Below are 12,138 nucleotides of genomic sequence, written 5' to 3'. Positions count from 1 at the left end.
ATGACGGGCGTGCTATCAGCTTCGTTTTTTAGAGTGTTGGTTTGGATATTTAAGTTTCCACCGGCTTGAATAAAGCCCGCTTTATTCACAAGCGAAAGGCTTTTTCCAGTACCAGCTGCATTGGTGAAAAATAAATTGCCTTCTGCCATAATAGCGCCAAAATCATTGAGCAAAGCCCCATCAACTTGTAAAGCACCATTGCCCTTTACATAAATTAAACCCGTTTTGCTGTTGGTCACATTGCCCGTCACGCTAAAAGCTAAATCATGACCCGCTGCCAATTGACCGCTATTTTCAAGCTCCCCGGTTTTGATGATAAAATCTCGTGCTGCTAAAACCGATGTGAACTGATCCACCATAACGCTTGGAGCAACAAAAAGAATATCTCCAGTCCCTCCTTCATCGGTAATGGCTTGTAGCCGTGCATGGTGAATATCAAGAACATTGGTGCTTTGAAAATCTAAACCACCATAAATCAGTGTGCTGCCCGAGACATAAATATGATCCGCAGTTAAATATAGCGTTTGCGGCGTGTAAATATGAGAACGATCATTGCTCAAATCCAGTGTGTTTGCTGTCAATCTCACATCCCCCGTAGCAGACAGCACATTCTCAACGCTGATCCCTCCTGATACCGAGGTCAGGGTTGCACTGCCATAGCCAATGACCTGATCATAATAAATGTCGTTGCCAGCAAAAAGTTCAATATTGCCACCACTGATAATATGCCCAACCTTTATACCCTCTTGCGCTGTAGCAAAAAGGGAACCTTTATCATGAAAAACAAGAGCACCTGTAGGGTTTGAAGGGCTCACCTGAGAGTGAACAAAATCTAAACCTGTCATCAGTGTGCCTGCATCAAGACTTCCCACCTTTAAAACGGCATCATCACCCGTCATCAAAGAAGAAAAGTCAACCGCCCCACCATGAATGTCTGCTCTGCCATAGGCTAAAACTTGCCCAAAATGAATGCCGGCATGGGGGTCAACATGAATGGCAACATTGTGATGCGACAGAATTGTTTGGGAAACAGAGAGCCCATTATGAGAAACCAGGGTGATATCTCCTGCTCCATAAACACTTTCAGCAACAATCGCACCTTGACTGCTCTGGAGATCAACATCCCCTTGGGTGCCAAGAACAACAACACCAGCAGCACCCGTTGCCGCCATATCAACCCCACCGGCTAAAAAATGAGCTTGTATATCACCACCGGCATGCGCCTTGAGATTCCCTTGTGCTAAAACAATCCCCTCAAGCTTCAAGTCTCTGCCCGATTCAAGAGCCATATCAGCGCCTGCCCCTAGCCCTGAAACTTGAAGTGTCTGGCGCGAAGAAAGCTCCATATTGCCCCCAGAGGTTGCCTTACCGGCAATCGATAAAAGCCCATCCTGCGCCTCTATCTTCAAATGACCCTCAGCACCAACCGTTTCTAACGTCACATCCTTATGGGCGGCAATATCAATATGCTTTTTCGAGGTGATGTGTTTTGCCAATACGCTCTGGCTTTTCGATTTGAGGACAACACCCCCATGACCAAAAACATTCTTCAACGAGATTTTCCCGTCAGCAGAAAGATGCAACTGCCCCGCATTGGCTGCCATATCATGGCGCATGCGAACCCCAACACCTTTTTCTGTTGCCACAAGTTTAATCTGATCCGCCTGTAGAGCCCCAAAAGCAGAACCATCTATCGCATATTCCGGTTTACCAGTAATATCGGTCAGTTCTTTCATTTCCCGTGAAGCATAATCAAAGTGACCCGTCCCTGCTGTCACACCAATTTCTCTGCCCGCAACAGCTCCTTCAAAATGCACTGTGCGTGAGACAATATCGACAATATCAACAGCCCCCTTGCCAGAGAAAAAATTGGCTCCCTTTGCTCCAAAGGTAATATCCCCACCTCGCACCTCAAAGCCTTTCAAAAAACCGCTCGCATCAATTTCGGGAACACCTGTGGTTAAGGTCGCATGGGGCGTATTGATAAAGCCACAACCATCACAGCTTATCCCATTGGGATTGGCTATAATCACATCGGCGGGGCTCCCAAAAACCTCTCCTGGACCATGAAGCGCACTGCGCTTGCTGCTGGTCACTTCATTTAAAATCACTTTCGCTGAACCAGAAGTGCGCAAATGCGGATTGCCAGGCATAATGCCACCCAACTGCGATTGTCCCACTTCTTGCGCATGATTGTTCCAAATAACACCTGCATTGCCAATATTAAAATCGTTATATTTATTGTGCGATAAGCCCTTGCCATTGGGGGTAACAATATCAATCGAGGGAACCCCATTGGGCGCTGCCACTATATCTGGACGATGGGCGGCATTCGCGTTAGGATCCACAGTAATTTGCGCCTGTAACGCTGAAGGGGCTAACAAACAAGAAAAACCAAGTCCCCCAAATAAAACCTTTTTGAGCATCGTACTGGAGACTAAAACACCTAATAAAGCTGCTCTTTCTGCTCTCTTCTCATATCTCATACGTTAACTCCCCAATAAAAAATGCTTAAAGTTCCATTGTTAATGTCATAAAAAATGTTCCTGATTTTTTGTGCTTAACTGTGCTCCAAAAAATACTGGAATAACTGGCATCAAGAGAGACCATGCCTCCCGCAAGCTTGACACCTGCTGTCCAACCGGCAAGCTGGTCACTCTTAATCCCATACAAAACTTGCGAAAACACACGCCCATAATCCAAACCAACATAAGGGCGAAGTTCACCAAAAACCTTTTTGAAGATCGCGTGATTGCTCCACGGAATGGCGCGTAGCAACAAATCATTCCGGCTAAAAAAACCGTTATTGCCAAAAAGCAAACTCTCACGCGTACCACGAACATTGGAAGCACCCCCCAACGAAATCTGTTCAGCACCCAATAAATTATGCGGTGAATATTGACCACTCAAAAGATTGCTCAGTATAAAGTCCAAGCCCCCTACCTTAAAAGGCGTCATGACACTAAGCGTACCGGTAAATTTGGCAAATTGTGGCTCCGCATCCCCTGCTCCTGGCGCATGTTTCTTTACTGAATGAAACAAGGGAAGACCTTGCAAATAACTCACATCAAAGGTCCAAGTCCCCCCCAACATCTGGCGCGAATGCGAAATCCCAAAATTGGCGACGCTATATTGACGGCTGCCCACTTCAATCTTATTGCCAAGAAGGTAATTGTTGGTTCTTTTATAAGAAAGACCCAAATTCAAGGTTGTAAGGGAAACACTATCACGGTAAAGAACCCTGCTTGTACTGGCGTGCAACTCACTGGAATCCCCCGTCGTCTCAATATCGGTAAAATTGCCAGGGATTATGCTTTGGTAATTATAAACAGTGCCATTCAATCCAAAGGTCCAATAACCATATGGAATACTCACACTCGCTGAAATGTTATTGCTATGTCCTTCTTGCTTGCTCCCACCCCAATAATCGGGCTCACTGCGTTGATAGTTAAAATCCCACGCATCATTCATCCCTAAAATATTTTCTACCCTCAAGCCCGCACTATAACGCGCATAACCCGTGGAAGATTGTCCCATATTGTCATGAGAAACAGTAACCTTGAACGTTTTATCGGGATGATTGTTAATATTGACAATGGTGCTCCCTTCTTCACGCCCTGGAAGAAGTTCGCTTTGAGCGTGTGCTGAACTCAAACGGTTGATCTGATCAAGCCCCTGTTCAATATCGCGCATGTTCAGAACATGACCTTGAAGCCCAGGAAAAGCACTCCATACAACATTATTATAACGAGACGCCGGTGAACCATTATAGTAAATCTCTGAAAGCTTGCCCTCAATGACAACAAGTTTGAGCGTCTTGCTGTTTTTGATATCTTGATCAGGAATGTAAAAACGTGCCGTTACATAGCCTTGATCCAAATAAACTTTGGTTAACTTCTTGATTAAGAGCTGAATATCAACAAGACCAATACATCTTCCAACATAAGGCTCTGTTACGGCTGATATAGAGCGCTTTTTGACATGGTGCACTCCCTCAACAACAACAGCATGAATGGGAAAACATTGCTTCCCACCCAAAAGCGTTTCTGGATTTTGCTCTGAAGGCGTCTTGATCCTTTTAGGCGTTAAAGCGCGTAATTTCTCAATTCTTTCTAATTGCTGCTTTTCTGAATACCCACGAGAAAAATTATCTGTTGGGGAATGAAAAATAGCTGAGGAGCGCGCATAAACATTTACACCTGTAAACAAGCCAAAGAAAACAAAAATGGCACGAAAAATTCTCAAAAGAGAACTTTGGCGTAAAAATATCAATAACAATACAGATTGCCCCCGCTTTGCATTATTCATGAAGCACTCTTTAAAAGAACTTCATGAAACCTCTAACAAGTCCACTCAAAACAGCCACTGCCCTATAACGCTTTTAACAAAAGCACATGCCTCTGTGACCAAAAAAGTGACACCCAAAAACTGCTTTATTTTAACTGCTGAAGATCTCTCCCCCACATTTATATAAAAAGACCTTTAACCAAAACTGTTTAGCCCGTCAATGGTTAATACATCAATATCCCCAGTTTAATGCTACAATATATTTATCAATAATTAGAGATAAATTCACTCTCCAGCCCCTCTAAGCCACTCAACACGCATATAAACGAGACATCATGCGATCAAGCACATCCTGTCGTCAAAAACAACAGCATAAAACAATAAGAAATCTCTTTTGAAGTCTTTAAGATAACCACGCAAAACTCTTTTTATGGCATTCTCATCAAGGAACTTTTTTCCAAAAGCAAATGATCTGAGTGACCTTATCAGAAGAGTTTTGTCAGTCTTGTCAGTTCATTCTAGCTCCTATATTATTTTTTTTAAATGAGAGAAAATTAAAAACATTATATTTCAATATGTTAGTATTTTAATGATACAACCTATATCGACAATACAACCTTAAATACAATCCATAATATATATTTGTCAGTTTGTGTCAGTAAATTAAACTGACAAAATAGACTATTTTAGTGACTCATAAAACCTATCAAAATACTCATTATGATATTTTAAAAGCACATAGTTCATTTGTCTTGATTAACACGTGAAACGAACAGCAAAATTCACTATTTTGCTGATCTTACCTCATTTCATAGGCTGTGGATAAGTAGCCTTTAATAAAATTTCTTTTTAAGCACTTTATGGGTCTTTAGCACCCTTTTTTTATTTTATTATTGCTATTTGTTTTAAATAGATCTAGCAGATTCTATTTAAAGTTTTTTGACACCGATAGATCAACGCTTATAAAGCGGTGGGGTTTTGTTATAAATGCTTCAATCTCATAACAAACCACTGACATTACGCTCTCTGTTACAGTCCTACCGTGATCATACAGAAAGTGCGCGCGATAGAGGAACTTCTTTTGAAAAGTTTGTAATTGCTTATTTGACGCAAGACCCTCTACAATGCCAAGAATATGAAAAGGTTCAAACCTATTGTGAATGGGCAAAAGAGCATGGGGAAGATGGGCGTGATATCGGCATTGATCTGGTTGCTAAAATTCGTGATGAAGAAGGATATGCCGCTATTCAATGTAAGTTTTATAGTGCAAATCATCAGATCAAGAAAGAAGATATTGATAGCTTTATTGCTGCCTCGGGAAAAAAGATCTTCACACGCCGTATTCTGGTTGATAGCACCGAAGGTAATTGGAGTAACAATGCCGATCTCACCTGTGAAGGACAAGGAGTCCGCATTCAACGGATTAATCTTTTTGATCTGGAAAACAGTCAAATAGATTGGTCAACCTTTGAAAGCAAAGGGGAAGCTACTCTTAAGAAAAAAGAACCGAAAAATCTTTTAGATCATCAACAAGAAGCGCTTAAAGCTGTTTGTGACGGTTTACAAGAAGCAGACCGCGGCAAGCTGATTATGGCGTGTGGAACGGGAAAGACCTTTACCAGTCTGAAGATAGCAGAAGCTCTTGCTGGTCAAGGTAAACGTGTTTTATTCCTTGTCCCCTCTCTTTCTTTAATGTCACAAACAATAAGAGAATGGACAGCAGATACAGCAATACCCTTGCGTTCCTTTGCGGTGTGTTCTGATACACAAGTTGGCAAACGTCGTAAAGCCCAAGATGATGCTGCCGAACTCGATGTCTCGGATCTCGCTCTACCAGCAACAACAGATTCTCAAAAGCTTGGAGAAAAAGCCAATAAGACTTCTCCTGATGCCATGACAGTGGTCTTTGCTACCTACCATTCGATCCAAGTGATTTCGGATGCGCAAAAGAAATATGCTTTACCGGAATTTGATCTGATCATTTGTGATGAAGCACACCGTACCACTGGAGCTGTGTTAGGAACAGACAAGAGTGAATCTGAGTTTATCAAGGTTCATAATAATAGCCTTATTCGGGGCAAGAAACGTCTGTATATGACAGCAACACCTCGTATCTTTAGTGATAATGCCAAAAAACAAGCTAATGAGATTGATGCCGTTCTGGCTTCTATGGATGATGAAGAGCTTTATGGAAAAATCCTTTATTCTTATAGTTTCTCCCATGCTGTAAAGAATGGACTTTTAACGCCTTACAAGATTATCGTTTTAGGTGTTGATGAAGGGAGAAGTGAGTAAATCTATCCAGCATCTGATGACAGATGAGAATTATGAACTTATTCTTGATGATAGAACAAAGATCATGGGTTGTTATCAAGCTCTTACCAAAATGGATCTGAAAATTGATCTTGGAGATGATACAAGACCCATGCATCGGGCTTTGGCTTTTTGTAGAGATATTGATACTTCTGAACGCATATGTAGAACATTCAACGATGAAGAAGTTAAGAAAGATTTACGTAATCTTCATGAAAACCATAAAAATATTCCCCTTCTTAACTGTCAAGCAGATCATATTAATGGAAAATCTGGTGCCAAAAACCGTACGATAAAACTTGATTGGTTGAAAGAAGATGCGGGTGAGAATGTCTGCCGTATATTAACCAATGTACGCTGCCTTTCAGAAGGTGTTGATGTTCCTTCCCTTGATGCGGTTATGTTTTTACACCCGCGTAAAAGCCAAGTGGATGTGATACAAGCGGTAGGACGTGTGATGCGTCGTGCAAAAGGCAAAAAGATGGGCTATATCATTTTGCCGGTTGGTGTTCCTGCTGGTGTTTCACCAGAAGAGGCATTAAAAAACAATAAGAGATACAGTGTTGTCTGGCAAGTTCTCAATGCTTTGCTTGCCCATGATGAGAATTTTAGTAAAACCCTTAACCAGATGGTCTTAGGACAAGACGTAAGCTCTATCATCGACATTGTTACAGTTTCTAAAAAGACCGAATTAGAGAATGTCACCACGGTTATTGACGAAATCACGCTCCACGAAAAATCGGAACAATCCGGACTTCGTATTGGGACACAAGCTCATGAACCGCACCAAACATATGAAGGACAAGGAAGATTGCCCTTTTTTGTTGAGTTTCCCAATGCTCTCAAAACACTGATTGTTAAAAAATCTACCATGAGTGATTATTGGGGCATTTGGGCTGGCAATGTTGCTGAGATTGCACAAAACCATATCACACGCCTTCAAACTCTGCTTTCTGATCAAACAAGCGGAGCTTATCATGCCTTTGATGCGTTTTATAAGGAATTAAAAAACAACTTAAACAGTGAGATAAAGCAAGAAGAAGCGATTGAGATGTTAGCGCAACATCTTGTGACGCGTCCCGTGTTTGAAGCCTTGTTTGAAGGCAATGAATTTGTACAAAATAATGCCATTTCGCAAGCAATGGAAAAAATCTTAACAGAACTCGATAAAACCAATATTGAGGAAGAATCCAAAGAATTACAAGAGTTTTATGACAGCGTAAAGTTCCGTGCCTCTGGCATTACCGAACCACAGGCAAGACAAAATCTTATTATCAAACTTTACGAAGATTTTTTTACCAAGGCGTTTAAGAAAACCACGGATAGGCTTGGCATTGTTTATACCCCCGTTGAAGTTGTGGATTTTATCATTCATTCTGTTGATGATGTGTTGCGTAATGAATTTGGAAAAAGCTTAGGGTCACGTGGAGTTTCTATTCTTGACCCTTTCACTGGAACGGGTACCTTTATCACAAGGCTTTTACAATCAAATCTCATAAAACCAGAGGATATGGAATATAAATACCGTTATGATATCCATGCCAATGAGATTGTTCTCTTAGCCTATTACATAGCAGCCATTAACATTGAATCGACTTATCATAGTTTGAAGAAAGGAGAGTATATTCCTTTCAAACATATTGGTTTAACCGATACATTCCGGATGCTTGAAAAACAAGATCTGATGAGAGGTTTACTAGAGAAAAACAGTGAATATTTAGAACTTCAGAAAAACCTCAATATTGAAGTTATTTTTGGGAATCCTCCTTATTCAGTAGGGCAAAAAAGCGAAAATGATAATGCAAAGAACAGCCCTTATCCCATATTAGATGAACGTATCCGTAAAACTTATGCTGCTCAATCGAAAGTAACGAATATACGAGCACTTTATGACAGCTATATCCGTGCCATTCGTTGGGCAAGTGACCGTATTAGTAATGCTGGGGTAATAGGCTTTGTTTCTGGTTCTGGTTACATAGAAAAGCCAACAATGGATAGCTTACGAAAATCTTTAGCCAAAGAGTTTACGAGTATTTATGTGCTTAATTTACGGGGGGATATTCGTAAAAATATGTTAAGCGATGGGAAAGCTCAAGAAGGTGAAAATGTTTTTGGCAATGGTAGTATGACTGGTATTGCAATAACATTGTTTATCAAAAATCCCAATGCTTCCGGAGATTGTAAAATTTACTATCATGACATTGGTAATAATTTCACGACAAAAGAAAAACTTACAGCTCTTGAATACTTTGGTAGTATTGATGGCATTACACGTGAACAAAGTTGGCAAATGATCACGCCGGATGAACATGGTGATTGGATAAATCAACGTGATGAGAGTTTCAAAACATTCCTAGCCCTAGGTGATAAGAAAAGTCATGGTAAAAAGCTGTTTGAAAATTTTTCTCGCGGTATTATGACGAGTCGTGATGCTTGGACATACAACTCAAGCCCTGAAGCTCTAGCGAAAAACATGAGTAATATGATTGCCTTCTATAACAGTGAAGTGGAACGTTTTAATGATACTTATGCACACATTGACCGTAAAATACATACCAATGTTGTAAATAATTTTGTAAATTCAGATGAAAGTAAGATAAGTTGGAGCCGTGGACTTAAACAAGAGTTGACAAAAAGAAAGTTTTTTGAATTTGAAGAGACATGCCTCATACCAAGTCTGTATCGTCCTTTTACACAACGATGGCTTTATTATAATCGTACCTTCAATGATATGGTTTACCAAATGCCGCGGATATTTCCTATAGAAAAAGCGACTGAAAATAAAGTGATACAAGTTTCTTCTGTAGGAGCAAGAAGTGGATTTTCTATCTTGATGACTAAAAATGTACCTGATGTGAGTGTAATAGATACAGGTCAATGCTTTCCACGCTATATTTACAAAGATGATACGGTTTCAAAAAGTAAAAATGAAAAACAATCCCATTTATTTTTAATTTCTACAGAAGAAAGTAAAACAGCTGATTTACAGAGGCGTGATGCCATTACGGATGAAGGATTAGCACATTTTAAAGCAGCTTATCCGAATGAAAAAATCACTAAAGATGATTTGTTCTATTACGTCTACGGATTGTTACATTCGGAAGATTATCGTGCTCGTTATGCTGATAACCTCTCTAAAGAATTGCCTCGTATCCCTTGTGTAAAAAGCGCTGAAGATTTTTGGAAGTTTGTTAATGCTGGACATGAACTAGGGCATTTGCACGTGAATTATGAAACTGTAGAGCCTTATCCAGTAACCTTTAAAAAGGGTAATCCAAAACAGACAGAGATCTCTAATCCGGAAAAATTCTATTATGTAACTGAAATGAAATTCGCAAAAATTAAGAATAGTAAGGAAAAGGATAAATCGACTGTTTTTTATAATAGCAATATCACAATAACAGATATCCCTCTTGAAGCTTATAAGTATATCGTCAATGGCAAACCTGCTCTTGAATGGGTTATGGGGCGTCAATGTGTAAAGACTGATAAAAAGAGTGGCATTGTCAATGATGCCAATCGTTATGCTGTTGAAACCGTTGGTAACCCTGCCTACCCTCTAGAATTATTTCAAAGGGTTATTACTGTAAGTTTAGAAACAATGAAAATCGTTAAGAACTTACCCAAATTGGTATTAAGAGAAACTGAATAACTTATAAAGATGCTCATATAATGGGTATGATAAACGCATAAGGGGTATAAGGTCTTATAACCATATAATCTATACCTCTCTTGTTAAATTGCTTACATACAATCTTTAAAAGGAATGTTTATATGCATTATTCTAAAAAGAAGAAACTTGCACTTTTAAATACTCTTATTTTGATTGCTTTAAGACTTTTAAGAAATCCCATCTTAAAGTGAATACGCTTCTTTTACATTGCCTTTAAGAGGTTATACCGTAATCTAAAATGATAGCTTTATTGTTATCAGAAGCTTTGTTTAAAGAGAGTTATGTATATTCATTTTCTTATATTACTTATAGGTTTTGAATGTTTCTCAAACCCCCAAAACACCTACAAAACCCTCTTAAATATATATTAAAGATTGTATTTATGTTTTGTGTTTAATATAGGTTGTTTATTTGAAAGATTAACTTATTGAAATATAATGACTTTTATTTTTTATTGAAAAATATGTAAAGGGGGGAGCGTAAAAAGCATCTCCAACCCCCCCTAAACCTCCAAAACTCATAACCATAATGGTCTTGATAGCATTTCATATGAATTACAAGCTATCTTTTGAAAGGCTTTAAAAGATCATATGCTTTTCATAAAGCACATTTTAATCATTCACTAAATCATAAGTTTATCTATTCAAATGAACTGATAAAATTCATAAAAAGGATTTTGATAACGTAATCAGTTTTTACTTTCATACGCTTTTTATAAGACGTGTTGGAATTACTTAATAAAATAATCTAGTTTATCAGTTCAATTTACTGACACATAATTGACAAGTTTTAATCAATTCACATCATTGGTTATCTTTAAAGATTGTACTCTTGATATGAATTATGTCTTAAAAACATTAACCTATTGAAATATTATGTGTTTAATTTTCTCTCATTTAAAAAAAATAATATAAGCTCTAAAAAGAACTGACAACACTGACACGGTCTATTAAAAGGGATTTTACTGATCTCTATAATGATCAGTTTCTATTGAGATATTTTCATAACAGACAATAAATCGCAATTATCCTATTTATCGTTTCTCTTATGAAAATGAAAAATGATGCCATGGCTATAAAGAACATAACAGCTATAAAGAATGCGTAAAAACAGTAAACTTGAATACTCATATGCAAATGAAAGCATTTGTTTATAAAGACAGTCCCTATAAAGGCTGTTAAGTCTAAAATGTGTTATTAAAAGAAATTAACAGAAATCTTAAAAGCCATTTAGTGACAAAATTGATAGGTTATAAAGTTTAAAATACGCATTATGAGAGCGTTTCTAAATATTATAAATGTATAGATTCAGAAAATACGCAGTCGTTTCACAAAGCCCGTAATATAGCTTTAAAAGCACATAAATATAAAAGAAGCAATTAATAAGCATAAGATATTATCAATACATAAAGTATTTAAAAAAATACAAAAAAATATCAAAAAAGATAAAATATTATTTGACAATAAATACGTATTTTGTTATATAAGTACTTAAGTGATCAAAACACTTTGTGATTAGCGGATAGATTACGAAACAATCTTTCCAAAGCTTTTAAAAACTGGCTATCTTTTATGCTATGATTAGCATATATGATAATTTTGTCGGGTGTAGTTACGCCATAAAATACTCTTATGAGAAAAGCGTAACAACGGACTAATCACCGTGTTTTGAACGCCCGACGCCCCTTATAGGGTGTCAATTTCAAAACTCTTGATTAGGACATATTAGTATGAATACTACAGTAAAAACCACCCCCGTTATCTCTTCTATTTCAAATGAAACTGCGCTTGTTAATCAACAAGAGCCTGCAAAAAAATATGAATTTATTGATGATTGTGAATATATCGATGGTCATTTCTTAACTC

The 12,138-nt window shown here is 38.3% G+C and carries 2 protein-coding genes and 1 pseudogene; 1 reads left to right on the top strand and 2 read right to left on the bottom strand.

Annotated features, from left to right (window positions below):
- Positions 1 to 2,486: filamentous hemagglutinin N-terminal domain-containing protein (locus ACFINE_RS08535; protein ID WP_375621727.1), on the bottom strand; the 2,486-nt coding region annotated here is incomplete at its 3' end.
- 25 nt (positions 2,487 to 2,511) lie between these two features.
- Positions 2,512 to 4,308, bottom strand: coding sequence for a ShlB/FhaC/HecB family hemolysin secretion/activation protein (locus tag ACFINE_RS08530; protein WP_375621726.1), 1,797 nt, complete (start codon positions 4,306 to 4,308; stop codon positions 2,512 to 2,514).
- A gap of 966 nt (positions 4,309 to 5,274) precedes the next feature.
- Here ACFINE_RS08530 and ACFINE_RS08525 point away from each other — a divergent pair.
- Positions 5,275 to 10,252: pseudogene (locus ACFINE_RS08525) on the top strand (DEAD/DEAH box helicase).
- Positions 10,253 to 12,138 lie beyond the last annotated feature (1,886 nt).

Source organism: Bartonella sp. AA97HXZ (assembly GCF_042196985.1).
In the GTDB taxonomy this organism is placed as follows: domain Bacteria; phylum Pseudomonadota; class Alphaproteobacteria; order Rhizobiales; family Rhizobiaceae; genus Bartonella.
Note: the sequence above shows the minus strand (reverse complement) of the source record. Positions and strands in the feature narration are given on the sequence as shown.